Below are 24,573 nucleotides of genomic sequence, written 5' to 3'. Positions count from 1 at the left end.
GGAAGGTACGGCGTCCATGGTGCAGCCGCACAAAGCTATCAACGCAATGTGTGCGCCCCAGGTTCCACGGATGTCTCCGGGATGCACTGTGGGCCCGCTGGGACGAAGCTGTGAGCCATGGGCATCGAAGACTACGGCGGCGGGCAGGGCCCCGAGCCGGACGTACTGGTCGTCACCACGAACGACGTACCCGGGTTCCGGGTGGAGCGGGTCATCGGCGAGGTCTTCGGACTGACCGTGCGCTCACGGCACCTGGGCAGCCAGATCGGCGCGGGCCTCAAGTCGATGATCGGCGGTGAGCTCAAGGGCTTGACGAAGACCCTCGTCGAGACGCGCAACCAGGCCATGGAACGCCTCGTCGAGCAGGCACGCGCGCGTGGAGCCAACGGCGTGCTGATGTTCCGCTTCGACGTGACGGAGGCGGCGGAGGTGGGCACCGAGGTGTGCGCCTACGGAACCGCGGTGGTCCTGGTCCGGGAGTAGCCCCGGACCAGGACCCGCCGGGGCGCCCCTTACGCCTACGCCCCCTACGCCGCCTGCCGGGCCGCGTTCGCCGTGATCGCCTCCTCGAGGTGCTCGGCGAGGCCCGGCCGCATCGCGTCGTAGAACGCCTTGAAGCGCTCGTCGGAGACGTACATCTCCCCCAGACGGCGGTGCGTCTCGTACGAGCAGTCGTAGAACCACCTGCTGATGTGCTGCCGGTGCTCCTCGGCCATGCCCATCGCGGCCTCGCCGGTCGGCGGCTCACCGGCCGCCATGAGGCTCTCGTAGCGCGCGCCCCAGTCGAAGACCTCGTCCTGCATGCGCTTCCAGTCGTCCTTCGTGTAGCGGGCGGCTCGGCGCTGCGACTCCGCGTAGGCCTCGGTGCCTCCCCAGCGCTGCTCCGCCTCCTCGGCGTACCGCTCCGGGTCCTTGTCGCCGAAGACCTCGAACCTCTCCTCGGGCGTGAGGTTGATGCCCATCTCGCGTGCCTCCATCGCGTGTTCCACGGCCGCGGCCATCTTCTGCAGCTGCTCGATCCGGGCGGTCAGCAGTTCGTGCTGCCGGCGCAGGTGCGCGCGCGGGTCGGCCGCCGGGTCGTCGAGCAGGGCCGCGACGTCCTCGAGCGGGAAGCCGAGCTCGCGGTAGAACAGGATCCGCTGGAGCCGGTCGAGGTCGGCGTCGTCGTAGCGCCGGTGGCCCGCGTGGCTGCGTCCGCCGGGGACGAGCAGGCCGATGTCGTCGTAGTGGTGCAGCGTGCGCACCGTGACACCGGCGAATCCGGCGACCTGTCCTACGGAGTAGCTCACTTCGTCCGCTCCTTCCTTGGTACGCGCTCCACGGTGCGTCCTCACGCCACGTGAGGTGCAAGGCCGATGCCCCGCGCCCGTTCCCGTCCGGATGTCATGTCCGTTTCGCCCGCTTATCGTGAGCGCGTGGCCCAGGACACCGCACAGCAGGCGCCCCTCCATCCGGCGACCCCGGCACGCGCTCTGCTGCCGTCGATCCTGCCCGCTCTCGCCGTCGGCGTGCTGGCGAGCCTGCTGCTCCTGCTGGTGGAGGGGCTGGCCGAGCAGCTCGAGCACGTGCTGTGGCGGAACCTGCCGGACGCACTGGGCGTCGGCCACTACTCGGTGCTCTGGATGCTCATCGTGCTCACCTCTACCGGGGTGCTGGTGGGGCTGGTGGTGTGGAAGGTGCCGGGGCACGCCGGTCCCGATCCGGCCACGATGGGGCTGGACGCGCGCGTGCTGGCGCCTGGGGTCCTCCCAGGGCTGCTGGTGGCGACCGCGCTGATGCTGGCGGGCGGGCCGAGCCTCGGCCCCGAGAACCCGATCATCGCCGTGAACGTGGCGCTCGCCGTCTGGGTGGGCCGCCGGCTCCGGCCCCGGGCGCCCGGGGCGTTGTGGGTGATGCTCGCGGAGGCGGCGACCATCGGCGCGCTGTTCGGCACGCCGGTGGCCGCGGCGCTGCTGATCTCCGAGGCGCTGGCGGGGCGGCAGACCGACGGGCCGCTGTGGGACAACGTCTTCGCTCCGCTGGTCGCCGCCTCGGCCGGCGCGATGACGACCACTCTGGTGGCCCATCCGACCTTCGACCTCGATCTGCCGGCGCTCGGGGAGCCCGGGTGGGACGATCTGCTGGCGGCCGTCGTGATCGCCGTGGTGGGCGCGCTGCTCGCCATGTGCGCCGTCTACGCCTTCCCGTACGTCCACGGCGCGTTCAGACGGCTGCGGCACCCGATGGTGGCGCTGCCGGTCGGCGGACTCGTCCTGGGCCTGCTGGGGGCCCTGGGCGGCCATCTGACGCTCTTCAAGGGGCTGGACGAGGTCGGGGAGCTCGCGGCCGATCCCGACGGCTGGTCGGCCGGGCAGTTCGCCACGATGACGGTGGTGAAGCTGACCGCGCTGCTCGTCGCCGCGTCCTGCGGTTTCCGGGGCGGGCGGATCTTCCCGGCCGTGTTCGTGGGCTCCGCCCTCGGTCTCACCGCCCACGCGCTCGTGTCGGACGTCCATCCGTCGGTGGGCGTGGCGGCCGGAGTGCTGGGCGTGCTCCTGGCGATCACCCGGCAGGGCTGGCTGAGTCTCTTCGTCGCCGCCGTACTGGTCGCCTCGGCCTCGATCATCGCCCTGCTCTGCGTCGCCTCGCTGCCGGCCTGGCTGCTGGTGACGGGGCGGCCCCAGATGCAGTTGCGCACGGACGGAACTCCGGTCCGCTGACACCCGTTCGATCTGTCAGGAGGCACTCCATGGCGTTGCACAAAGGTCCCGACAAGCCCGATGAGCGTCCCCTGTCCGTGAACCCCTTCTACGGCGAGGCGAATCCGGTCGGCGGCATGATCGAGGCGCCGCCCAAGCACCGGCTGCCGGACGGCCCGACGCCGCCGATGGCGGCCTACCAGCTGGTGCACGACGAGCTGATGCTGGACGGCAACTCACGGCTCAACCTGGCCACCTTCGTCACCACCTGGATGGAGCCGCAGGCCGGCGTCCTGATGGCGGAGTGCCGGGACAAGAACATGATCGACAAGGACGAGTACCCGCGCACCGCCGAGCTGGAGCGGCGCTGCGTGGCGATGCTCGCCGACCTGTGGAACGCGCCCGACCCGTCGGCGGCCGTGGGCTGTTCGACGACCGGGTCGAGCGAGGCGTGCATGCTCGCCGGGATGGCGCTGAAACGGCGGTGGTCGCAGCGCGCCGGCGACCGTTACCCCGGTGCCCGGCCGAACCTCGTGATGGGCGTCAACGTCCAGGTCTGCTGGGAGAAGTTCTGCAACTTCTGGGAGGTGGAGGCCCGTCTGATCCCCATGGAGGGGGACCGCTTCCACCTCGATCCGCAGGCCGCGGCCGAACTGTGCGACGAGAACACCATCGGGGTCGTCGGCATCCTCGGCTCCACCTTCGACGGGTCCTACGAGCCGATCGCCGAGCTGTGCGCGGCGCTGGACGCCCTCCAGGAGCGGACCGGCCTCGACGTCCCGGTGCACGTCGACGGCGCGTCCGGCGCGATGATCGCCCCCTTCCTCGACGAGGACCTGGTGTGGGACTTCCGCCTCGCGCGCGTGGCGTCCATCAACACCTCGGGGCACAAGTACGGGCTGGTGTACCCGGGCGTGGGCTGGGCGCTGTGGCGGGACAAGGAGGCCCTGCCGGAGGAGCTCGTGTTCCGGGTGAACTACCTGGGCGGCGACATGCCGACCTTCGCCCTCAACTTCTCCCGGCCGGGCGCCCAGGTCGTCGCGCAGTACTACACGCTGCTGCGGCTGGGCCGCGCGGGCTACCGGGCGGTGCAGCAGACCACGCGGGACGTGGCCCGGTCCATCGCCGAGCGCGTGGAGGCGCTCGGCGACTTCCGGCTCCTCACCCGGGGCGACGAACTGCCGGTGTTCGCCTTCACGACGGCCCCGGGCGTGGACTCGTACGACGTCTTCGACGTCTCACGGCGGCTGCGCGAGAGCGGCTGGCTGGTGCCCGCGTACACGTTCCCGCCGAACCGGGAGGACCTGTCCGTCCTGCGGGTCGTGTGCAGGAACGGCTTCTCGGAGGACCTCGCCGACATGTTCGTGGAGGACCTGTCCCGGCTGCTGCCGGAGCTCCGCCGGCAGTCGGGGCCGCACACACGGGACAAGAGCGCGGCGACCGGCTTCCACCACTAGTCGTCGGCTCAGCGGCTCATGCGGGCGAACTTCCGGACCGCCAGGGGGAAGAAGACCGCCAGCAGGGCCAGGGGCCAGGCGGTGGCCGCCCAGATGTGGTCCGCGTCGGCGCCCAGGCCGCCGAACAGGTCGCGTACCGCTGCGGCCGTCCGGGACATCGGGTTCCACTCGACGGCCGTGCCCAGCCAGCCGGGCATGGAGGCGGGAGCGGCCAGGGCGTTGGAGAGGAAGCCGACCGGCCAGACCAGGATCTGGACGGCCTGCACCATCTCCGGTTTCCCGGCCACCAGCGCCAGATGGATGCCGATCCACAGCATCGCGAAGCGGAAGAGCAGGAGCAGGGCCACCGCGGCCAGGAAGGCGCCCGGCCCGCCCTGGGGGCGCCAGCCGAGCGCGAGGCCGACGACGATCAGCACGGCCAGGCCCACGGCCGACTGGAGCATGTCGGCCGTCGAACGGCCCACCAGGACCGCGCCGTCGGCCATCGGCATGGCACGGAACCGGTCGATGACACCCTTGTTGAGGTCCTGGGTGACGGCGAGCATCGTGCCCTCCAGGCCGAAGGCCATGGTGAGCGCGAGCATGCCGGGCATCAGATAGTCGAGGTAGTCGCCGTTCACCCCGCGGCCGCCGCCGACCAGGTAGCCGAACATCAGCAGCAGCATCACGGGGAAGACCAGACCGACGACCAGCCGGCCCGGCTGCCGTGCCCAGTGGGCGAGTTCACGCCGGGTCATGGTCCAGGAATCGGTCAGCGCGTACGTACTCACACGGTCTCCTTCGTACGGTCGTCATGCCCGGTCAGGTGCAGGAACACCTCGTCCAGCGTGGGGCGGCGCAGCGCCACGTCCTCCGCCTCGAGGCCGGCCTCCTCCAGGGCGCGGACGACGGCGGAGAGGGCGGCCATGCGGTCGGTGACCGGGGCGCTGAGCAGGCGGCGGTCGGGGTCGACGGTGACGTCCTGCCCGGGCAGGGGCAGCAGCGCGAGGGCCGCGCCCAGGTGGCCGGCGTCGCGCAGGACGACGTCGATGCGGTCGCCGCCGGTCAGCGCCTTCAGTTCGTCCGCCGTGCCGTCGGCGATCACATGGCCCCGGTCGACGACGGAGATCCGGTCGGCGAGCTGGTCGGCCTCCTCCAGGTACTGGGTGGTGAGCACGACCGTCGTGCCGCCGCCGACCAGCGAGCGGACCGCGGACCACACCTCGGCGCGCCCGCGCGGGTCGAGGCCGGTGGTCGGCTCGTCCAGGAAGAGCACCTCCGGGTCGGCGCCGTGCCGGTTGCCGATGAGGGAGGCGGCCAGGTCCAGTCGGCGGCGCATGCCTCCGCTGTAGGCGCGGACCGGCTTGCGGCCGGTGGCGGTGAGGTCGAAGCGCTCCAGGAGCTCGTCGGCGCGCACGCGCGCGTGGCGGGCGCCGAGGTGGTGGAGGCGGCCGAACAGCTCCAGGTTCTGGCGGCCGCCCAGCTCCTCGTCGAGGGCGGCGTGCTGGCCGAGCAGGCCGATGCGCAGGCGGACCTCCCTGGCCTGGCGAACGACGTCGTGTCCTGCCACCTCGACGCGTCCGGAGTCCGGCCGCAGCAGCGTGGACAGGATCCTGACCAGGGTCGTCTTGCCCGCGCCGTTCGGCCCGAGCACCCCGTGCACGGTCCCTGGGGCCACCGTGAGGTCGAGCCCGTCCAGTGCGTGTGTGTCGCCGTACCTCTTGCGTACGCCTTCGACGGTGATCGCCGTGTCGGCCATGGAACTCCCCCAGCTCGTCGCCTAGTCAAACTTGACTACCGACTCAAAGTATCTCCGCGAGACCGACTCGTCAAACTTGATTAGCGGGCGTCTCCCGGATGCCGTTCATCCGTGGCGTACGGGTTCTCCTCGCCCTCCGCGAGAACGCCGACGAACGGCTCGCCCTCCCCCGCGAAGGTGTACGCGCCGCGCTCGATCCGCGCGATCAGGCCCCGCGTCCACGCGGCCTCGGCGTCGGCCGTGTGGATCCAGAGGTTCATGATCTCCCCGATGTGGCCCAGCTGCTCCGGCCCGTCCTCGGGGATGTAGTGCCCGGTGACGGCGGAGCGCCACTCCTCGATGCCGTGGATACGCTCCTTCAGGAGCGACACGGCCTCCGCGCGCGGGAGGTCGACCACGAAGCCGATGGCCGCCGACTTCACGTCCGTCTTCTGGTCGTAGGAAGTCAGCGCCTCGCGCAGCAGCCGGAAGTACTCCTCGGTGCCGGCCTCGGTGATCTCGTACTCGGTGCGCGGCGGACCGCCCGCGGTGGACGGGGCCGTCTCGTGCTCGCGCAGCAGCCCCTGCTTCGCCATCTGCTTCAGGGCGTGGTAGATCGAGCCCGGCTTGGCGTTGGACCACTCGTGGGCGCCCCAGTACTCCAGGTCGCCGCGCACCTGGTAGCCGTGGGCCCGCCCGTGCTGACGCACGGCGCCCAGCACGAGAAGACGGATCGCTGACATGTGCCCAGGCTATGGCGTGGCGGACCCGCGCCCGTCAGGTACCCGGGCACGGATCCGCCGATGCCGCCGAAGGGGCGCCCCTCAGGGCGTCGGGCGGTTCAGAACGGGAATCCGCTGCGGCCGTGCTGGACCGAGATCCACTTCGTGGTGGTGAAGGCCTCCAGGGTCGTCTCGCCGTTGAGGCGGCCGACGCCGGAGCTCTTCTCGCCGCCGAAGGGGACGATCGGCTCGTCGTGGACGGTGGCGTCGTTGACGTGGAACATGCCGGTGACGATCTGCTTGGCGAAGGCGACGCCCCGCTCGATGTCCGCGGTGTGGACCGCGCCGCTGAGGCCGTACGGCGTGTCGTTGGCGATGCGGACCGCCTCCTCCTCGCCGTCGAAGGTGTTGATGAAGACGACCGGCCCGAAGACCTCCTGCTGGAGCAGGGCGGAGTCGGTGGGCAGGCCGGCCAGCACGGAGGGCTCGACGAGGTTGTCGGTGGTCGTGCCGTGCAGCAGGGCGGTCGCGCCCTCGGCGATCGCCTGCTCGACGGCGCCGGTCACGGCCTCCGCCTGCTGGGAGTTGATCACCGGGCCGATGGCGGTCTGCGGGTCGCGCGGGTCGCCGGCCTTGAGGGTCTTCACCTTGGCGACGAACTTCTCGGTGAACTCGTCCTCCAGCGAACGGTCGACCAGGATGCGGTTGGCGGCCATGCAGACCTGGCCCTGGTGGACGAAGCGGCTGAAGACGGCCGCGTCGACCGCGTAGTCGACGTCGGCGTCGTCGAGGACGACGAAGGCGCTGTTCCCGCCGAGTTCGATGATCGACCGCTTGAAGTGCGAGGCCGCGACGGTGGCGACATGACGGCCGACCTTGTCGGAACCGGTGAAGGAGATGACCCGCGGGATCGGGTGCTCCAGGAAGGCGTCACCGATCTCGGCGATGTCGGTCACGACCACGTTCAGCAGGCCCGGGGGCAGACCGGCGTCCTCGAAGAGCTTGGCGATCACGGTGCCGCCGGCGATCGGGGTGTTCTGGTGCGGCTTGAGCACCACGCCGTTGCCGAGGGCCAGCGCCGGGGCGACGGACTTCAGCGACAGCAGGAAGGGCACGTTGAACGGGCTGATCACCCCGACCACGCCGACCGGCTCCCGGTAGACGCGGTTCTCCTTGCCGTCGATCGGCGAGGGCAGGATGCGGCCCTCGGGACGCAGCGCCAGGTGGATCGACTCGCGCAGGAACTCCTTGGCGAGGTGCAGCTCGAAGGCGGCCTTGCCGAAGGTTCCGCCGGCCTCGGCGACGAGGACCTCGCTGATCTCCGCCTCGCGCTCCTCGACCAGCCGCAGCACCTTCTCGAAGACCGAGCGGCGGGCGTAGGCGTTCGTCGCGGCCCACTGCTTCTGGACGCGGGCGGCGGCACGGTAGGCGTCGTCGACTTCCTCGACGGTGGCTATGGTGATCGAGGCCAGCTTCTCGCCGTCGTAGGGGTTGAAGTCGATGATGTCCCAGGACCCCGTCCCTGGACGCCACTTACCGTCGATGTACTGCTGAGCCAGGTCCGTGAAGTAGGACGACATGTGCTCCCTCAATCCCCTGCTGCGATCGGCTGCGATCGATCGGCGTCACGATCTGATCACACGTCATCGTACGGGTGTTTCAAAGGAGTTGGGGCCGTTACTGGTGTGCCCTAGGGGAATCCCTAGGCAGCTCACCAGGACAGCTGGATCAGTCCGCGCAGGAGGTCCCGGCTCTCGTCCGGACCGGGGCTGTCCTGCTGGAGCTCCTTCAGCGCCTGCTCGTACTGCGCGACGTCCTCACGCTTGTCGAGGTACAGGGCGCTGGTGAGCTGCTCCAGGTAGACGACGTCCTGAAGGTCGGACTCCGGGAAGCTCAGGATGGTGAAGGCGCCGGACTCCCCGGAGTGCCCGCCGAAGCTGAACGGCATCACCTGGAGCCGCACGTTGGGGCGCTCGGAGATCTCGATCAGATGCTGGAGCTGCCCGCGCATCACCTCGCGGTCGCCGTACGGCCGGCGCAGCGCCGCCTCGTCGAGGACGATGTGGAAGTCGGGGGCGCTCTCGGCGACGAGGTACTTCTGCCGTTCCAGACGCAGCGCCACCCGCCGGTCGATGTCGGCCGCGCTCGCACCCTTCATGCCCCGGCTGACGACCGCGTGGGCGTACGCCTCGGTCTGGAGCAGGCCGTGCACGAACTGGACCTCGTACGCCCGGATCAGCGCCGCCGCGCCCTCCAGGCCGACGTAGGTGGGGAACCAGTTGGGCAGGACGTCCGAGTAACTGTGCCACCAGCCCGCCACGTTGGCCTCACGGGCGAGTCCGACGAGCGCCTGGCGCTCGGTGTCGTCCGTGATGCCGTACAGGGTCAGCAGGTCTTCCACGTCCCGGGTCTTGAAGCTCACCCGGCCCAGCTCCATCCGGCTGATCTTCGACTCCGAGGCCCTGATCGAGTATCCCGCCGCCTCGCGCGTGATGCCGCGTGCCTCACGCAGTCGCCGTAGTTGCGAGCCGAGCAGCATCCGCCGCACCACCGATCCGGGCTCTCCCGCGCTCACGTTCGCCAGCCTCCCCAACCGTCTTAGGGGCCGCAGTCTGCCACTAAAACACTTCGAGCAGTACTCGTCCGATTACAGAGATGGAAAGAAGACAAAGGATACGTACAGCGCGATGCGAGGGAACAGTGAGGGGAAAGCAAGAGAAGTGGCTCTGATGGGCGAGAAGTTGGCGGAAAAAATGGCCAAGAAGCGGTACGGGCGGGTCCATTTCGGTCACGTGCACGTGCATCTGCCCTTGCATCCGCAGTGCGCATCGGAAACCATGGTCTCGCGCCACCGCTGCATCGCAACGACCGCGAATCCCGGGAGTGCCTCGCATGGGGACGAATGGATCGACCATGCTCGAGCCGTTACGGCAGGGCCTTCCGCCGCTTGATCCGGCGGCCGTGTCCAATGCCGCCTCGTGTGCACTGCCCGCCCGCTTCGAAGCGGTGCGCGAGGCACGGCAGTTCACCAAGCGGACCCTCGGCCAGTGGGACGTCGGCGACCGCTTCGACGACGTCTGTCTGGTCGTCTCGGAGCTGGTGACCAACGCGCTCAGACACGGAGTGTCCTCCGACGACATCCCGCACGGGCAGGATCGTCTGCATCCGCCCGTGCGGCTGCACCTGATGCGGTGGACCGAGCGGCTCGTCTGCGCCGTGCGCGACCCCAGCCGTGAGAGTCCGCTGCCCCGTGAGAGCGACGACTTCTCGGCGGAGTCGGGCCGCGGCCTGTTCCTCGTCGACTCCTTCGCCGACAGCTGGGGCTGGCACCCGCTCTCCGGCAGCCTGGGCGGCAAAGTCGTCTGGGCGCTGTTCCGGCTGCACACGCCCGCCGAATGACGAACCGCGGCGCGCTCTGACGCCGCGGTTCTACGCGCGTTGTCCACCCTTTTCACGCGACAATTCCGAAATCCGGGTGCGCGCGGCGAAGAGGTGGAGGAAAGGGCGAGGACGTCGAGGGACGTCAGCTCGCGATCAGGTGGTCGAACTCGCCGTCCTTGATGCCGAGCAGCATCGCCTCGATCTCCGCGCGGGTGTAGACGAGTGCGGGACCGTCGGGGAAGCGCGAATTGCGCACGGCCACGTCACCGCCCGGCAGCCGCGCGAACTCGACGCAGGATCCCTGCGAGTTGCTGTGCCGGCTCTTCTGCCAGGCAACCCCGTACAGCTGTGTGGCCGTCATGCCGTTGTACACGTCGTGCCCCCCGTCAACGTGGTGGTCCACAGGTCGCTCCCTGGTGGTGCACTGGCTCGTGTGGCCATTGGTGCCGTGGTCAACTGTCCCGGATCATAACCCCGTTCATGTGCAGCCGCATGAGCAGATGCACGTGCACGCGGGGTGCTTGCGTGGTTACAGCTTTGACGCCCGCTTTACCCGACGTTGCGCCCCGCACGTCGGGGTCGGCGGCCGACGTCGGGCCCACGTGAAAGTCGTCCGGATCGAACTACTCATGCACTAGGAACAGACGCCTGGCACGGCCGTCCTGTTCCGTCGACCCGGGAGCGGATCGGCTGCCGGGAGCCGGCGCCTGACCGTGGGGCCGTCCCGAAGGGGGCGGTTCCGGCGGATGCCCGTCATCCGCTCGGCACGGTAGAAGGTCCCTCCGGATGTGGCTCCACCCGGTGCGCGCCGGTGACGCAGGGTGGCGGACGACGAGGGGCCGGGCCCGCCTCCGGCATCCCGCCCGCCGTCGAAACCCCCCGACACCTGTCCGTCCGGGGACGGCACGACCGGGCCGTCACCCCCGACCGGACCGGAACGCTCCGGGCGACGACGGCCGACGGCGACAAGCCACCACCCCCGCGCAGGACGGTGGAGTAGGCGGCGAGGGCGGGATGGGGGCGGCCCGACGCGGTAGCACCGACTCGGCCGACTGTCGGGCCTGGAGCCGCTTCGGACGGCCAGGGCGAGTAGACGGCACAGGTGATTTCGCTCGTACAGGTGAGGGCCAGGTCGTACGAAGGCGGCGGGGCCGGGAGTACGGAGGGAACCGCTCCCGAACGGCGCGTGCGTGGACGCGGAGGACGCGTACAGGACAGGTACGGGCAGGTACGGGACAGGTGCGGGGCAGGTACGGAACGGGTACGGGAGGGTGCCACGGCGGCCCGGCGCGGCGGCGGAGTGGAGCACCCGCACCGGCCCCGCGCGGACCCTGCCCGGGGGGACACGGGCAGGGTGGACGCGGGGCGGGGCGGGCACCGGGCGGGGCGGGCACCGGGCGGGGTGAGGGCCCCGGCAGGGTGGAGGTGCCGGGGGTGCCGGCGGTTCTGGGTGGGATGGGTCAGCGGGGGGTGGCGTACGGGAGCAGGGCCATTTCCCGGGCGGTCTTGATCGCCCGGGTCAGCCGGCGTTGTTGTCGGGCGGAGACGCGGGTGACTCGGCGGCTGCGGATCTTGCCTCGGTCGGAGAGGAACTTCCGCAGGAGGTCGGTGTCCTTGTAGTCGATGTACGTGATCTCGGCCTGGTCGAGCGGATTGGGGCGGGACCTGACGGGCCGGTGCTCGGTCTTGCGGGGCATGGGTCAGACCTCCAGAAGGGTGTCGAAGGCGGGCGGCAACCGCTTCCAGGCGGCCCGGCCGGCGGCGTACTCGGCGTCGGTGAGCAGGCAGGACTCCAGGAGTCGCGCGAGACCGTCCCGGTCGAGGCCGGGGGACGTGAAGACCAGGTGCTGGCAGCGGTCGCCGTGCTCGGGGTGCCAGTCCAGCGCGGCGGCGGCGCGGCGCACCGGCGGGACCATGTCCCAGGCCGCGTCGGGGAGGGACGCCAGCCACGGACCGGCCGACTCCACGCACAGCGCCCCGCCGGCCGCGTCCCAGTGGAGCAGGACGTCGGGTCTGTCGGCGAGCCAGAAACGGCCTCGGCTGCGGGCGGCGGCGCAGGTCAGGTCCTCCAGCGCCGCGTACAGCCGCTCCGGGTGGAACGGGCGGCGGCGGTGCCAGACGAAGGTGCCCACCCCGTGCGCGTCGGCCTCGGCGGGCAGCAGGGCGCAGGCCGGGTGCTGGGCGGCGGCGGCCGACTCGACGTCGAAGCCGGCCAGCGCCGCCCGGGCGAGTACCGACCGTGCATCCGCACGGTCGGCGGGCCCGATCCGGACCTGTCGGGCCGTCGGGTGCAGTTGTGCCAGCAGCTCGCGGTCCTCGTCGTCGGCCTCCTCGGAGTCGACGACGGCCAGCACGGGCGCGTACTCCAGCTGGCGCGCGAAGGTGTCGGCGACCGTGCGCTGGTCGGTGGTGGCCGCGGCGAGACCGCACTCGGCGAGATCGTCGCCGTTGCCGAGGCAGGGCAGGAGCAGTGCCGGGTCGACGGCGGTGACGACGCCGGTGACCGTGAGCCCGCCGGCCACGACCACCTCGGCCATGGCCTTTGGCTCGACGGAGTCCCACAGCTCGACGACGGCGAGACGCGTACTGCCGTCGTCGGCGAGGCGCCGGAGCTCGGGGACGAGGTCCTCGCGCAGGGCGCAGCAGGCGCAGTCGTTGACCAGGGGCGCCTCACCGGCGGAGAGGATGCCGGTGGCGTCTCTGACGGTCCGTACGACCGTGCCCGCCGCGGCCGTCGCGAGGTCGTGGTGGAGGGCGACGCTGCCCGGGACGTCGGCGAGCAGGCGTGCGACCGTCGTCCGGCGGGCGTCGGCGTGCAGTCCGCCGACGATCACGACCGACAGACTCACGCGCCGCCCCGCTTCCCGTAGCGGCGCTCGAAGCGCTCGACCCGGCCGGCCGTGTCCAGGACGCGGGCGGTGCCGGTGTAGAAGGGGTGGCTGACGGAGGAGGTCTCGACGTCGACGACGGGGTAGGTGTTGCCGTCCTCCCACTCGACGGTCTTCCCGCCCGCCGTGGCGGTCAGCGTCGAGCGGGTGAGGAAGGCGTGGTTCGCGGCGCGGTCACGGAAGACGACGGGACCGTAGGCCGGGTGGATTCCCTTGCGCATGGCGGTGGTTCAGCGCTCCTCTCGGAAGTCGACGTGACGGCCGACGACGGGGTCGTACTTGCGCAGGGTCATGCGGTCCGGGTCGTTGCGGCGGTTCTTGCGGGTCACATAGGTGTAGCCCGTCGCCGCCGTGGACCGGAGCTTGATGACCGGGCGGAGTTCGTTGCGTGCCATGCTGATACCTTACTGAAAATGAATTCCATTAGCACTACGGTCCCCGACATCGACCGAGGAGAGGTACGTCACCCGTGTCCGCGCACTGCATGCTGACCGGAGCCCAGCCGGGCTTCGGCAACCGCATCTCCCACTCCCACCGGCGCACTTCGCGCCGCTTCGACCCGAACATCCAGTCCAGGCGCTACTGGCTGCCGAGCGAGAGCCGCCACGTACGGCTGCGGCTGAGCACGAAGGGCATCAAGACCGTCGACACGATCGGCGTCGAGGCGGCCGTGGCGCGCATCCGCGCGCGGGGGGTGCGGATCTGATGGCGAAGAAGAGCAAGATCGCGAAGAACGACAGGCGGCAGACGACCGTCGCGCGGTACGCGGCACGGCGGGCCGAGCTGAAGGAGATCATCCGGCGGCCGTCGTCGACGGATACCGAACGGCAGGCGGCTCAGCGGGAGTTGCGCGCCCAACCGCGGGACGCGAGCGCGACGCGCGTACGCAACCGGGACCAGGTGGACGGGCGGCCGCGCGGGTACTTCCGCACGTTCGGGCTGTCCCGGGTGAGTCTGCGGGAGCAGGCCCACGCGGGGCATCTGCCCGGGGTCCGGAAGTCGTCCTGGTAGGTCACAGGCCGCCCCCAGTGTTCTGCCGGGGCTTGCTGGTAGCTTGCTGCGGTCCCCTACCGGTCCGTACGGCCTCACGGTCCGTGCGATCGACCCGGCCGGCCGGCTACAGCTTGGGAGCTTGCAGTGACTTCGGCGATCTTCTCGCGGGGCGCGTCCCGTCGGCCGGTGCGGGCCACGGCCGTTGCCGTGGCCGCCACGCTGGCGGGCGTACTCGCGCTGACGGGGTGCAGTGACGACGGAGGGTCCGACGACGGCTCCTCGGCGACGCCCACGACGGCGACCGGGGGCACGGGCGGCGCGACGGACTCCGCGTCCGCCTCGACCTCCGTCTCCGCCTCCGCCTCCGGCGAACTGGAGGGCAGTTGGCTCGCCACGACGGACGGCAAGGCCGTCGCCCTGATCATCACCGGGAAGCAGGCCGCCCTCTTCGTGACCGGCGGGACCGTGTGCAGCGGGACCGCCGGCGAGGAGGCGGGCATGCAGATGATCCACCTCAAGTGCACCAGCGGAAAGGGCGACCGGACGACCGGCATGGTCGACTCCGCCGACGCAAAGTCCCTGAAGGTCACCTGGTCGGGTGCGGTCGGCAAGGAGACGTTCGCCAAGGCGGAGGGCGGCCAGTGGCCGTCGGGGCTGCCGACACCCGGCCTCGGGTAGTAACTGGAGTACCGGGGTCCTGAGTACCGAGGTCCTGAGTACCGGGGTTCTGGAGTACCGGGGTTCTGAAGTACTGGAGTCCTGGAACGGCTTGGGCGGCCCGGATAGCGAAGCGGTCACGAGAGCGGGGGCGCGCGACACGTGCACGCACGCGTGCGTGATGATCCTTCGAGCACCGTCACGAAACCCTAGGGATCACTCATGCGCGCCGTTCCCCTCACCGTCACCGCTCTCGCGGCGGCTCTGCTCCTCACCGCCTGCGGCGGCGGGGACGACAGCAGTTCCGACACCGACGAGAGCAAGGCCGCCGGAACGACCGGCGGCACCGGCACCACCTGCGCCGCCGGCGACCTCGGCCAGGAGGTCGGCCCCGTCAACGCCGCGCCCGCCGCCGGTGACAGCGGCAACGTCACCGTCACGCTCACCAACAAGGGCGCGGAGTGCGTCCTGGACGGCTTCCCCACGGTCGAGCTCACCGCCGACAGCGGCTCCGCGACCGTGCCGAAGGACGAGGCCGCCGAGGCGCAGGCGCTGACCCTCCCGGCCCAGGGCACCGCCACCTTCACGATCACCTACGTACGCGGCGAGGACGGCGGCGACGGCCTCGCCGTCAAGACGGTGAAGTACGGCCTGCCGGGCGGCTCGGCCGACCAGAGCTTCCCCTGGTCGTACGGCGATGTCTCCCTCAAGAGCGAGAAGGTGCCGGACGCGACGGTGAGCGCCTTCCAGCAGGCGGGCGACTGATCCACCGGGCACCGACCCCCGCCGGGGGTGCGCCACGGCAGCCTGGGATGCCGTGGACGGCCGACCGGGGAGGTCATGGCAGCCGGGGACGGGATCGCATCCGGGCCCGGTCCGCCGCTTCGGCTCCCTCGGTCCAGCCCGCCTCGTCGGTCACTCCGCGCAGGCGGGTGGAGACCGTCTCCGGGAACATCCGGTCCGTCGCGGCGGTGACCGCGACCTGGCGGGAGGCGAGGACCGGCAGCAGCTCGTCGGTCACCTGGGTCTCGGCGGCGGCGGTGACCTCGCCCAGACGGGCGCCTATGCGGTGGGCGTAGGCCGCGAGGAAGGACTGCCGGAAGGTCTTGGTCCGCCTGCGGCCGCCGGCCCGCTGGGCCGCCTCCGCCTTCGCCATCGCGGACTGCGCCTGCACCAGCAGCGAGGTGTAGAGCAGTTCCACCGCCTCCAGATCGGCCTCGAAGCCGACGACCGTGGAGAAGGCGAAGGGTTCGTTCCACACCGCCCGGCAGTGGTTGGCGTCGGCGACCGCGTTCAGCAGCACCGCCTTCGCCTGCTCGTACGGCGGCTCGACCCCGATCCGGCAGGCGCCCGGCGCGTCCGGGGCCGGCGCCTGGGCGTCGAGCAGCGCCTCGTCGACGCTGTGCCGGGCCATCAGCTCCTGCGCCTTCGCCGTGAGCGCCTCCGCCTCCTGCGGAAAACCGGTCGCCTCGGCCTTGGCGAGCAGCGCGCGGATGCGGGTGAGCATGCGGGAGTGCGTACCCGGGCGGTCCTGCCGGTGCGGTGCGGGTTCCTGGAGGGGGTCCAGGGCGGGCAGGCGCAGCAGCAGGCGGTAGAGCTCCAGGACAGTGGTGGCGTGCGAGAAACGGTCGGTGACCGGCGCGGGCGCAGTGTCCGCGGACAGCTCCGCCAGCTGGGCCGCCCAGCGCCGCCCGCGCGCGCGGTCGTCGCGCGCCTGCGTGCGGATCAGCTCCGTCACCAGGCCCACGTGGACGTCGTCCAGCTCACGCCGTACGAAGCGTGCGAGGTCGGCGGGCTGCCAGCCCCGCCGCCAGGCCGCCGCCACGAAATCCACGCCCCGCCGCACGAGTTCGGCGTCCGCCGCGCGGTCGGCGGCGAGGAGCGAGGCGCCGGTGTCGAGGGTGGCGTCGGCGGTGTCGTAGAGCGCGGCCCGGAAGGCGCGTTCGACGGTGCCGGACGCGCCGTCGGACGCACCGGCGGACGAGTCCCCGCTCGGACCGCCGGACGAGTCCCCGCTCGGGCCGCCGCGAGGGCCGTTGCCCGGGCCTTCGCTCGGGCCGCTGCTCGGGCCGCTGCTCGGGTCGTCGCTCGGGCTGTTGTGGTCGGTGCTGCTCACCGGTCGATCGTGTCACGGGGCGCGGCGCCGAGGTCCACGGGAGTGACAACCTCGGGTTGACACTCTTCTACTGTCAACCTACGGTTGACACATGACGACTCCGCGACCCGGCACCACCTCTTCCGTCCGTCTCGACGACCTCATCGACGCCATCAAGAAGGTCCACAACGAGCCGCTCGACCAGCTCCAGGACGCCGTCATCGCCGCCGACCACCTGGGCGACGTGGCGGACCACCTCATCGGCCACTTCGTCGACCAGGCCCGCCGCTCGGGCGCCTCCTGGACCGACATCGGCCGGAGCATGGGCGTCACCCGGCAGGCCGCCCAGAAGCGGTTCGTGCCGAAGGAGTCGGCCGACCTCGACGCGAGCCAGGGCTTCACCCGCTACACCCCCCGCGCGCGGAACGTGGTCATGGCCGCGCACAACGCGTCCAAGACCGCCGGCAACGCCGAAGGACTGCCCGCGCACCTCGTCCTCGGCCTGCTCGCCGAGCCGGAGGGCCTCGCGGCGAAGGCGATCGCCGAGCAGGGCGTCTCCCTGGACACGGTCCGCGAGGCCGCAACCGCCGCGCTGCCGCCGGCCGTGGAGGAGGTGCCCGAGCTGGTCCCCTACGGCCCGGACGCCAAGAAGGTCCTGGAACTCACCTTCCGCGAGGCGCTCCGCCTCGGCCACAACTACATCGGCACCGAGCACGTCCTGCTGGCGCTGCTGGAGTTCGAGAACGGCGAGGGCGTCCTCAGCGGCCTCGGCATCGACAAGGCCGGCACCGAACGGTACGTCGCCAAGGTCCTGGCCACGATCTCGGTGAAGCCGGACCAGGAGTAGCCGTCGGGCCCGTTGTCAGACCCCCCTGCCACACTCGCAGCATGGCCGACCGGTGGGCACTCGCTCCGGCCGAGGACGGTGGCGTGGAACTCGCCCCCCTCGGTCCCGGCGGGCTGCCCACCGGCCCGGTGCTGCGGGAGGCGGACCTGGCGCGGGCCGTGCGGGAGCGGCCCGAGGTCACCCGCTGGGTCTGGCGTTCCACGGCCGAGGTGTATCCGCGTCTGCTCGCCACGGGGGTGCGAGTAGAGCGGTGCTACGACGTCGAGGACGCCGAGACCCTCCTCCTGGGTCACGAGGGGCGCTCCGGCGAGCCCCGCTCGGCGGCCGCCGCGCTGGCCCGGCTGCGCGGCGGCCCCGTACCGCCGGATCCGCCGCAGCGCTCCGCCGCGCCCGGCGCGCAGTCCTCGCTGTTCGAGGCGCAGGACACCGCCGTCCGGCTGCCGCTGGAGGACCTCCTCGCCGTCTACGCGGAGCAGCAGCGGCGGCACGAGCGGGCCGAGCACCCGGCGCGGATGCGGCTGCTGACGGCGGCCGAGTCGGCGGGGATGCTGGTGGCCGCCGAGATGAACCGGTCCGGGCTGCCGTGGAGCGCGGAGGTGCACCGCGCGGTCCTGCAGGACCTGCTCGGCGAGCGGTACGCGGGCGGGGGCGAGCCCAGGCGGCTGGCCGAACTGGCCGACGAGGTGTCGGCCGCCTTCGGGCGCCGGGTCCGCCCCGACCTGCCCGCCGACGTGGTCAAGGCCTTCGCGCAGGCCGGCATCCGGATCAGGTCGACCCGGCGCTGGGAGATCGAGTCCCTGGACCACCCGGCCGTGAAGCCGCTGATCGAGTACAAGAAGCTGTACCGGATCTGGGTGGCCCACGGGTGGTCCTGGCTCCAGGACTGGGTGCGGGACGGGCGGTTCCGGCCTGAGTTCCTCGCGCACGGCACGGTCACCGGGCGCTGGGTGACCAATGGCGGGGGCGCCCTCCAGATCCCCAAGGTCATCCGGCGCGCCGTGGTCGCCGACCCGGGCTGGCGGCTCGTCGTCGCCGACGCCGACCAGATGGAGCCGCGCGTGCTGGCGGCGATCTCCCGCGATCCCGGGCTGATGGAGGTCGCCGGCCGGGAGACCGACCTCTACCAGTCCGTCTCCGACCGCGCCTTCTCCGGCGACCGCGCCCAGGCGAAACTCGCCGTCCTCGGCGCGGTCTACGGCCAGACCTCCGGGGACGGTCTCAAGAACCTCGCCGCACTGCGCCGACGCTTCCCGCGCGCGGTGGCGTACGTCGACGAGGCGGCCCGGGCCGGCGAGGAGGGGCGGCTCGTGCGGACCTGGCTCGGCCGGACCTGCCCTCCGCCGACCGGGGCGGGGGACGAGGGTACGGAGGAGGCCGGCATCCCCGTCGACTCCGGCGGTCCCGGCGGCCCAGGCGGTCCCGGAGGTGCCGGAAGTCCCGGCGGTCCCGGCGGTCCCGGCGGGGAGGACGAGACCTCCGCCGACCGGCAGTGGGTGCCGGGGTACGCCTCGACCAACGCACGCGCGCGTGGCCGGTTCGCCCGCAACTTCGTCGTCCAGGGCAGCGCCGCCGACTGGGCGCTGCTGCTGCTCGCCGCGCTACGGCGCACCTGCGCGGGGATGGCGGCCGAGCTGGTCTTCTTCCAGCACGACGAGGTGATCGTGCACTGTCCGCAGGAGGAGGCCGAGACGGTCGTCGCCGCGATCCGGGAGGCGTCCGGCCTGGCCGGGCGGCTGACGTTCGGGGAGACGCCGGTGCGGTTTCCGTTCACCACGGCGGTGGTGGAGTGCTATGCCGACGCGAAGTGACCGGCCCCCGCGCACTCGGCTCTCGCAAGCTCGCGGGCGAAGTCCCGTACCAGGTCGTGCGGGGTGTAGTGGCCGTACGCAGGCTCCTCGATGAGGGCCACGTCGACGAGTCGGTTCAGGGCCGCCTCGGCACGGGGTTCGTCGGTGCCGGTGAGTCGGGCCAGGAGGGGGACGTCGTACGCGGGCAGGTCCAGCGCGCCGATGCGGCACAGGGCGAGGGCCGCGTCCCGGTCGGCCTGACGTCCGGAGGCGGCCAGTGCGTCGTGGGCGACGGCCAGGGAGCGGCGGACGCTGAGATCGTCGTACTCCAGGTGGGACAACCTGCTTTCGGAGTCGGCGAGTTGACCGGCCAGCCCGTCCGGGGTGAGCGCGCTGCGGGCGGCGAGACGGGCGGCGGCGACGCGCAGCGCGAGCGGGAGACGGCCGGTGAGGTCGACGAGGGGATGGGCCGCGTCCAGACCCGCACGCCCCTCGCCCGGGCCGGAGGCCGCGCGCAGCAGGGCCGCGCTGTCCTCGGCCGACAGCGGTCCGACCGGAAAGCGGTGCGCGCCGTCGAGCGCGGTCAGCGGGGAGCGGCTGGTGACGATCACCGCGCAGCCGGGGCCGGCCGGCAGCAGCGGACGGACCTGGGAGGCGGTCGCGACGTCGTCCAGCACGACGAGCGTGCGGGTCGGCGCGAGCAGGGTCCTCAGCAACGCGGACGCGGCGTCCGGGCGTTCGGGGATGTCCCGGGGGTCGGTACCGAGGCCGCGCAGCAGGGCGGTGAGCGCCCGGGGTGCGGTGAGGGGGGCCGTGCCGGGGGTGGCGCCATGCAGGTGCAGGTAGAGCTGCCCATCGGAGAAACGTTTCTTCACAGCGTGGGCCACGTGCAGCGCGAGCGCGCTCTTGCCTGCGCCGGCCATACCGCTGAGGACGACGACCGGACTGCCGCCGGCAAGGGCGCGATGGAGGAGACGCAGGGCTTCGACGCGGCCGGTGAAGTGGGCGGGCGGCGGGGGAAGCTGCGCCGGGCGAAGTCGCGCCGGGGGGATGCGGGGGTGGGCGGGAGCGGGGGCAAGGGCGGGGGCGGGAGCGGGTGCGGGGGCGGGCGCGGGGGCGGCCTCGGGCGCGGGAGCGGGTGCGGCCTCGGGCTCGGGCTCGGGCGCGGGCGCGGGTGCGGGTGCGGCCTCGGGCGCGGGTGCGGCCTCGGCGGCCGGGGTAAGCGGTGAGGTCGTCGGGGACGGGGACGGAGCTGGAGTGCGAGCTGACGTCGGCGCCTGAGCAGGACTCGGCGCCGCCGTCGGCGTCGGCGTCGGACTCGGCGTCGGACTCGGCGTCGGACTCGGCGTCGGACTCGGCGCCGCCGTCGGCGTCGGACTCGGCGTCGGACTCGGACTCGGCGTCGGCGTCGGACTCGGAGTCGGAGTCGGAGCGTGAGTGAGAGTCGAAGCCGGCGTCCGAGTCGGCGTCAGGTGGGCGTCGGTCGTGGGGGTCAGGATCTCTACGTGGGCGTCGCGTGTCGCCGGGCCCGGTTCGATGCCGAGTTCCTCGACGAGGCGGGCGCGGAGGTCGCGATGGACGGCGAGGGCCTCGGCCCGGCGGCCGGTGCGGTGCAGGGCGAGCATCAGCTGACGGTGGTAGGCCTCGCGCAGCGGATGCTCGGCGGCCAGGGCCGTCAGCTCCGGGACGAGCCGCTCGAACCGCGTTCCACCGAGGGCGAGTTCGGCGTCGTAGCGCCACTCCAGCAGGAGCAGCCGGGCCTCCCGCAGACGTCGTACGAAGGCGTAGCCGCCCAGGTCGGCCGGGAGTCCGCTCAACGGGGCGCCTCGCCACAGCGCGAGTGCCGCCGCGCATTCGCGCGCGACGCGTTCCCAGTTCCGGGCGGCGTGCGCGCCGCGTGCCGCGGCTACGTGCCGCTCGAACACGTGGACGTCGAGCTCGCCGTGCTCGACCCGGAGCCGGTAGCCGGGCGGCACCGCGCGCAGCCGCTCGGGGTCGTCGAGCAGCCGACGCAGCCGGGTCACGTGGTTGTGCAGCGAGGCCTGCGCGGACGCCGGCGGCGCGCCGCTCCACAGCGCCTCCTTGAGCGACTCGACGGGGACGATCCGGTCCGCGTCGAGCAGCAGGGATGCCAGCAGGGCACGTACCTTCGGGCTGCGGACGGTCTCGTGGGGAGGGGCGCCCGCCTCGCACCCGGCCTCCGGCGCGACGGCCGTGAACAGGACCGGTGGGCCCAGCAGGCCGAACCGCAGCCCGTACCGCCGCATCACACCGCCCTCGCCCTTCCACGCCCGGTCCGTACCGAGGGTCTGCACACCTGAGTCGCCTTGCCGGGTTGAGACGAGGACACCGAGTGACCAGCGACGACGCGAAGATCCGTCGGCCGTATGTTAGCGATCCGTTGGCGCGTTCTGATGTGATCACATCATCGGAACCGGCCCGACGGTGCGTGCGTATCGACGCGCAACTCGGGGGAGCGTCGCCGCCGCGGCCGGATCCGGGAGCGCGCGGGGCTCCGGTCGGCGGAGGTGACCGACCGGGCCCTGCGCCCCGTTCCGCGCGGTTCCACGCCGTTCCGCGCCGGTCCCGAACTGCGCCCGACGGCCCCTCGGATGACCGGCTCGGATGACCGGCCCCTCGGATGACCGGCGGCTCAGATGACCGGCGGCCTGCCCAGCCGGGTCAGTCGCCATACCGTCCGCCACTTCATGGGCCGCCGGTGTCCGGCCGGTTTGCGCACGCCCTCCGCGAACCCGCCGAACCAGGCCTTGAGACCGCCGAGCGAGCGGGTGCGCAGGAGGGTGACCGCGATCCAGACGCCCAGGTGGACGGGGATGAGGAGCAGCGGAAGGTTGCGCCGGACCAGCCAGACCCGGTTCCGGGCCGTGACCCGGTGGTATATCGCGTGCCGGGCGGGCGAGGTCTTGGGGTGCTGGAGCAGCAGCTCGGGCGCGTAGAGGATCTTCCAGCCGGCGTCGGTGGCCCGCCAGGCGAGGTCGGTCTCCTCGTGCGCGAAGAAGAACTCGGCGGGCCAGTCGCCGGTCTCGGCGAGCATGGCCATGCTCAGGGCGTGGCCGCCGCCGAGGAAGCCGGTGACGTACCCGCCCTGCATCGGGTCCGAGGCGCCGACGCGCGGCACATGCCGGCGCTGGGTCTCGCCGTGCTCGTCGGCGATGCGGAAGCCGACGATGCCGAGGCGCGGGTCGGCGGCGTACAGCTCGCGTACGCGGCTCAGCACGCCGGCGTCGACGAGCAGCCCGTCGTCGTCCAGCTCGACCACGACGTCCACGTCGCCGTACTCCCGCAGGCGGGCGAGGGCGACGTTGCGGCCGCCGGGGCAGCCGAGGTTCTCGTCGACGTCGATCGTGGTGACCTCGCCGGGCAGGAAGAGGCGGTGGGCGAAGTCGGGAAGTTCGCAGCCGTTGCCGACGATCACGATGCGGGCGGGTGGCAGGTCCTGCTTGGCCACCGACTCCAGCAGCGCGTCGACCTCGGCGGGCCGGTTGCCCATGGTCACCACGGCCACGGCGATCCGCGGCTCCGCCACGTCCCCGATGTCCCCCACGTCCACCACGTCCCTCACTCCGTCCGGCCCTCGACGCGACCGCGTCCCGTCCACGCGCGGGCCCGTCGTTCACCTAGATGTTGCCTCAGGTGCGGGCGTTGCTCCGAAGCCGCCTCATTTTGCTTCCCTTTTATGCCGGTTCTGCCTAAGCGAGCTCTGCCGGCCCGGCCTCCGCTGCGCCGATTCCGGATACGGGGGCGGCTCGTCGGCTCCGGATGCGCACGCTCCGGATGCGCACGCTCTGAAAGCGCACGTTCTGGATTCGTCGGCTCTGGATACGTCAGCGCTGGGTATGTCGACTCTGGGTATGTCGGCTGTGGTCACGTCGGTTCAGCCGTGTCGGTTTTCCCTGCGTCGGACGAACTTGAGCCCCGACCAGTCCTCCCCCAGCGCCGCGACCTTCACGTCCACGACGCCGAGAGGGAGGAAGAGGTCGCGGAGGTCGTTCTCGGTGATGTCGCTGACATGTCCGGCCGCCTTGCGGGGCCAGGCGATCCAGAGCATGGCGTCGTCGGCGAGGTCGCGGACGAGGGCCTGGGTCTCGGCGGCGAGGTCGGCACGGCCGCGGTAGAAGGCCACCGTCAGGTCGGCGTCGCGAGGGCCGCCCGGGGCGAGGTGGACTCCGTCGGGGAGCCCGGGAACCTCCCACCCGGCCGGCGCGTGTCGCAGTCGCACCCGGTGGCCGGGCTTGACGCCGAGCTTCCTGGCGAGGGGGGTGCCGGAGTAGCCGCCGGTCGCGGCCGAGTCGCTCACAGGCTCACCGTAGCCTCGGACCGGACCTGTTCCCCGGTCGGAATCACCTCACCTGGAGGAAAGCCGTGCCCTTCCGCTGTGCCGTACTCGACGACTTCCAGAACGTCGCGACGACCCTCGCCGACTGGTCGGCGCCTGCGTCGGGCCAAGAGGTGGAGGCCGTCTCCTTCACCGAGCACTTCGCCGACGAGGACGAACTCGCAGTGGCGCTGGCCGACTTCGACTGCGTGGTCACCCTGCGGGAGCGCGTCCCCTTCCCGGCGTCGCTGCTGGACCGTCTCCCCCGGCTGCGCCTGCTGATCGCCTCCGGCATGCGCAACTCGGTGATCGACCACGCGGCGGCGAAGGCGAACGGCGTGACGGTGTGCGGTACGGAGAGCTCCTCGACTCCGCCGGTCGAGCTGACATGGGCGTTGCTGCTGGGCCTCGCGCGCGGGCTGGTGCAGGAGAGCACCGCTCTGCGGGAGGGCGGGCCGTGGCAGTCCACGGTCGGCGCGGACCTGCACGGGCGGCGGCTCGGGCTGCTGGGCCTGGGGAAGATCGGTGCGCCGGTCGCCCGGGTGGGCCTCGCCTTCGGCATGGAGGTGAGCGCGTGGAGCCAGAACCTGACGGCGGGGCGGGCGGCGGAGGTGGGCGTGCGGCGGGCTGCCTCGAAGGACGAACTTCTCTCCGAGAGCGACTTCGTGTCGATCCACCTCGCCCTGGGCGACCGCACCCGAGGGCTCCTCGGCCCGGCCGAACTGACCCTCCTCAAGCCGACGGCGTACCTGGTGAACACCTCGCGGGCGGCGATCGTCGACCAGGACGCGTTGCTGGCGGCGCTGCGTGAGGGCCGTATCGCGGGCGCGGGTGTGGACGTCTTCGACGTGGAGCCCCTGCCGTCCGACCACCCGATGCGGAGCGCTCCGCGACTGCTGGCGACTCCCCACCTGGGCTACGTGTCCCACGCGAACTACGAGCGGTACTACGGGCAGGCGGTGGAGGACATCCGGGCGTATCTGGCGGGGGCACCGGTGCGGGTGCTGGGCTGACG

The 24,573-nt window shown here is 72.1% G+C and carries 25 protein-coding genes and 1 pseudogene; 11 read left to right on the top strand and 15 right to left on the bottom strand.

Annotated features, from left to right (window positions below):
* Window positions 1–117 precede the first annotated feature (117 nt).
* Window positions 118–483, top strand: coding sequence for a YbjQ family protein (locus ABT070_RS29005; protein WP_020132511.1), 366 nt, complete (start codon window positions 118–120; stop codon window positions 481–483).
* A gap of 44 nt (window positions 484–527) precedes the next feature.
* Here the strand turns inward: ABT070_RS29005 and ABT070_RS29000 are convergent, their stop codons facing one another.
* Window positions 528–1,289 carry a MerR family transcriptional regulator gene (locus tag ABT070_RS29000; protein ID WP_351764820.1) on the bottom strand — a complete coding sequence of 254 codons (762 nt, stop codon included), beginning with the start codon at window positions 1,287–1,289 and terminating at the stop codon, window positions 528–530.
* A 126-nt stretch (window positions 1,290–1,415) separates the two neighbouring features.
* Between ABT070_RS29000 and ABT070_RS28995 the strand changes: the two genes are divergently transcribed.
* Window positions 1,416–2,699: an ion channel protein gene (locus tag ABT070_RS28995; protein WP_351764819.1), complete on the top strand. Its 1,284-nt coding sequence runs from the start codon at window positions 1,416–1,418 to the stop codon at window positions 2,697–2,699.
* A gap of 29 nt (window positions 2,700–2,728) precedes the next feature.
* A complete protein-coding gene (gene gad / locus ABT070_RS28990; RefSeq protein WP_351764818.1) occupies window positions 2,729–4,135 on the top strand; it encodes a glutamate decarboxylase in 1,407 nt (468 codons plus the stop codon).
* Between the two features lie 8 nt (window positions 4,136–4,143).
* Here gad and ABT070_RS28985 read toward each other — a convergent pair whose 3' ends face one another.
* The 5 genes from ABT070_RS28985 to ABT070_RS28965 form a co-directional block, all read right to left on the bottom strand.
* Complete coding sequence (locus ABT070_RS28985) at window positions 4,144–4,905, bottom strand: ABC transporter permease (protein ID WP_351764817.1); 762 nt, start codon at window positions 4,903–4,905, stop codon at window positions 4,144–4,146.
* Entirely contained in the window at window positions 4,902–5,873 is a 972-nt protein-coding gene (locus ABT070_RS28980; protein WP_351764816.1) for an ATP-binding cassette domain-containing protein, read from the bottom strand. The genes ABT070_RS28985 and ABT070_RS28980 overlap by 4 nt, the downstream gene beginning before the upstream one ends.
* Window positions 5,874–5,953: 80 nt before the next feature.
* Entirely contained in the window at window positions 5,954–6,595 is a 642-nt protein-coding gene (locus tag ABT070_RS28975) for a PadR family transcriptional regulator (protein WP_351764815.1), read from the bottom strand.
* Between the two features lie 98 nt (window positions 6,596–6,693).
* Window positions 6,694–8,154, bottom strand: a complete 1,461-nt coding sequence (locus ABT070_RS28970; RefSeq protein ID WP_351764814.1) for an aldehyde dehydrogenase family protein — start codon at window positions 8,152–8,154, stop codon at window positions 6,694–6,696.
* 131 nt (window positions 8,155–8,285) lie between these two features.
* On the bottom strand, window positions 8,286–9,125 hold the full coding sequence (locus tag ABT070_RS28965) for a Sco1979 family transcriptional regulator (RefSeq protein ID WP_502990186.1): 840 nt from the start codon (window positions 9,123–9,125) through the stop codon (window positions 8,286–8,288).
* A gap of 362 nt (window positions 9,126–9,487) precedes the next feature.
* Between ABT070_RS28965 and ABT070_RS28960 the strand changes: the two genes are divergently transcribed.
* Window positions 9,488–9,973: an ATP-binding protein gene (locus ABT070_RS28960; protein ID WP_351764813.1), complete on the top strand. Its 486-nt coding sequence runs from the start codon at window positions 9,488–9,490 to the stop codon at window positions 9,971–9,973.
* 124 nt (window positions 9,974–10,097) lie between these two features.
* Here the strand turns inward: ABT070_RS28960 and ABT070_RS28955 are convergent, their stop codons facing one another.
* From ABT070_RS28955 to rpmG, 5 genes are all read right to left on the bottom strand, one after another.
* A complete protein-coding gene (locus tag ABT070_RS28955) occupies window positions 10,098–10,316 on the bottom strand; it encodes a DUF397 domain-containing protein (RefSeq protein WP_052183895.1) in 219 nt (72 codons plus the stop codon).
* Between the two features lie 1,099 nt (window positions 10,317–11,415).
* Window positions 11,416–11,652: a 30S ribosomal protein S18 gene (rpsR, locus tag ABT070_RS28950; protein ID WP_351764812.1), complete on the bottom strand. Its 237-nt coding sequence runs from the start codon at window positions 11,650–11,652 to the stop codon at window positions 11,416–11,418.
* Window positions 11,653–11,655: 3 nt separating this feature from the next.
* Entirely contained in the window at window positions 11,656–12,804 is a 1,149-nt protein-coding gene (locus tag ABT070_RS28945) for a CobW family GTP-binding protein (protein ID WP_351764811.1), read from the bottom strand.
* Window positions 12,801–13,064 (bottom strand): type B 50S ribosomal protein L31, encoded by a 264-nt coding sequence (locus tag ABT070_RS28940; protein WP_351764810.1) that lies wholly within the window; start codon window positions 13,062–13,064, stop codon window positions 12,801–12,803. The genes ABT070_RS28945 and ABT070_RS28940 overlap by 4 nt, the downstream gene beginning before the upstream one ends.
* Before the next feature lie 9 nt (window positions 13,065–13,073).
* Window positions 13,074–13,238, bottom strand: a complete 165-nt coding sequence (gene rpmG / locus ABT070_RS28935) for a 50S ribosomal protein L33 (protein WP_351764809.1) — start codon at window positions 13,236–13,238, stop codon at window positions 13,074–13,076.
* Window positions 13,239–13,312: 74 nt separating this feature from the next.
* On the opposite strand from rpmG, the gene rpmB reads away from it, so the two are divergent.
* From rpmB to ABT070_RS28915, 4 genes are all read left to right on the top strand, one after another.
* Window positions 13,313–13,549 (top strand): 50S ribosomal protein L28, encoded by a 237-nt coding sequence (gene rpmB, locus ABT070_RS28930; protein WP_142265528.1) that lies wholly within the window; start codon window positions 13,313–13,315, stop codon window positions 13,547–13,549.
* A complete protein-coding gene (rpsN, locus tag ABT070_RS28925; RefSeq protein WP_351764808.1) occupies window positions 13,549–13,854 on the top strand; it encodes a 30S ribosomal protein S14 in 306 nt (101 codons plus the stop codon). Before rpmB ends, rpsN begins: the two co-directional genes overlap by 1 nt.
* 126 nt (window positions 13,855–13,980) lie before the next feature.
* Window positions 13,981–14,514: a hypothetical protein gene (locus tag ABT070_RS28920; protein WP_351764807.1), complete on the top strand. Its 534-nt coding sequence runs from the start codon at window positions 13,981–13,983 to the stop codon at window positions 14,512–14,514.
* A gap of 201 nt (window positions 14,515–14,715) precedes the next feature.
* Entirely contained in the window at window positions 14,716–15,258 is a 543-nt protein-coding gene (locus ABT070_RS28915; protein ID WP_351764806.1) for a DUF4232 domain-containing protein, read from the top strand.
* Between the two features lie 73 nt (window positions 15,259–15,331).
* Here ABT070_RS28915 and ABT070_RS28910 read toward each other — a convergent pair whose 3' ends face one another.
* Window positions 15,332–16,609, bottom strand: a complete 1,278-nt coding sequence (locus tag ABT070_RS28910; RefSeq protein ID WP_351764805.1) for a DUF2786 domain-containing protein — start codon at window positions 16,607–16,609, stop codon at window positions 15,332–15,334.
* 91 nt (window positions 16,610–16,700) lie between these two features.
* Here ABT070_RS28910 and ABT070_RS28905 point away from each other — a divergent pair, with 91 nt between their 5' ends.
* Both ABT070_RS28905 and ABT070_RS28900 read left to right on the top strand, forming a co-directional pair.
* Entirely contained in the window at window positions 16,701–17,435 is a 735-nt protein-coding gene (locus ABT070_RS28905) for a Clp protease N-terminal domain-containing protein (protein ID WP_351764804.1), read from the top strand.
* Between the two features lie 41 nt (window positions 17,436–17,476).
* Window positions 17,477–19,243 (top strand): bifunctional 3'-5' exonuclease/DNA polymerase, encoded by a 1,767-nt coding sequence (locus ABT070_RS28900; protein ID WP_351764803.1) that lies wholly within the window; start codon window positions 17,477–17,479, stop codon window positions 19,241–19,243.
* Here the strand turns inward: ABT070_RS28900 and ABT070_RS28895 are convergent.
* From ABT070_RS28895 to ABT070_RS28885, 3 genes and pseudogenes are all read right to left on the bottom strand, one after another.
* Window positions 19,225–21,489: pseudogene (locus ABT070_RS28895) on the bottom strand (AfsR/SARP family transcriptional regulator). The gene ABT070_RS28900 and the pseudogene ABT070_RS28895 overlap by 19 nt on opposite strands.
* Before the next feature lie 386 nt (window positions 21,490–21,875).
* Window positions 21,876–22,769 carry a glycosyltransferase family 2 protein gene (locus ABT070_RS28890; RefSeq protein WP_351764880.1) on the bottom strand — a complete coding sequence of 298 codons (894 nt, stop codon included), beginning with the start codon at window positions 22,767–22,769 and terminating at the stop codon, window positions 21,876–21,878.
* Window positions 22,770–23,117: 348 nt separating this feature from the next.
* Window positions 23,118–23,540: a DUF3052 domain-containing protein gene (locus tag ABT070_RS28885; RefSeq protein ID WP_351764802.1), complete on the bottom strand. Its 423-nt coding sequence runs from the start codon at window positions 23,538–23,540 to the stop codon at window positions 23,118–23,120.
* A 65-nt stretch (window positions 23,541–23,605) separates the two neighbouring features.
* Between ABT070_RS28885 and ABT070_RS28880 the strand changes: the two genes are divergently transcribed.
* The gene (locus ABT070_RS28880) at window positions 23,606–24,571 is read left to right on the top strand and encodes a D-2-hydroxyacid dehydrogenase family protein (protein ID WP_351764801.1); all 966 of its coding nucleotides are present in this window, start codon (window positions 23,606–23,608) and stop codon (window positions 24,569–24,571) included.
* The last annotated feature ends 2 nt before the right edge of the window (window positions 24,572–24,573 follow it).

It is taken from the genome of Streptomyces sp. NPDC002884 (assembly GCF_040295245.1).
Classification (GTDB): Bacteria; Actinomycetota; Actinomycetes; order Streptomycetales; family Streptomycetaceae; genus Streptomyces.
The sequence above is the reverse complement of the archived record's forward strand: the minus strand, read 5'-3'. Positions and strand labels throughout refer to the sequence as shown.